The 593-nt window shown below is 51.9% G+C and carries 1 protein-coding gene and 1 pseudogene; both read left to right on the top strand.

Annotated elements, in window-relative coordinates; translation table 11 throughout:
• Positions 1 to 73, top strand: a 73-nt coding sequence (locus tag BFF42_RS27950; RefSeq protein WP_242412324.1) for a hypothetical protein, incomplete at its 5' end; no start/stop codon positions are given.
• Between the two features lie 26 nt (positions 74 to 99).
• Positions 100 to 447, top strand: a pseudogene (locus BFF42_RS19720) (hydrolase); the annotation flags it as partial.
• Between the last annotated feature and the right edge of the window lie 146 nt (positions 448 to 593).

The following is a 593-nucleotide window of genomic DNA, read 5'->3' as shown; positions in this document are numbered from 1 at the left end:
GGCGAGACGACGCTGCGACGTTCTGTTCGCCATGATGCGCGACGGGACTTTTTATACCCCGCAGGGGTCATAACATGCTTGACAACTTAATAGGGGCACTCCCCCGCTAAAGTGTTGCCCGAAAACTGGTGGCAACATCCAGCTGCATTAGGTGCAACTGACAGTGATATCGAAATCATCAAACGTCAGTGGGGTGCGTTTTACGGTACGGATCTGGAGTTGCAACTGCGCCGCCGAGGTATCGATACAATAGTGTTATGTGGGATCTCGACCAATATCGGTGTTGAATCCACCGCCCGCAATGCCTGGGAACTTGGCTTTAATCTGGTGATTGCCGAAGACGCCTGTAGTGCCGCCAGCGCCGAGCAACACAATAACAGCATTAATCATATCTACCCGCGCATCGCCCGTGTGCGTAGCGTGGAAGAGATCCTTCACGCGTTATGATTTACATCGGTCTACCGCAATGGTCGCATCCTAAATGGGTGCGGTTGGGGGTGATGCTGCCAACTTACTGATTTAGTGTATGATGGTGTTTTTGAGGTGCTCCAGTGGCTTCTGTTTCTATCAGCTGTCCCTCCTGTTCAGCTACT

It is taken from the genome of Shigella sp. FC1661, from assembly GCF_001712525.1.
Lineage (GTDB): Bacteria > Pseudomonadota > Gammaproteobacteria > Enterobacterales > Enterobacteriaceae > Escherichia > Escherichia coli.
Note: the sequence above shows the minus strand (reverse complement) of the source record. Positions and strands in the feature narration are given on the sequence as shown.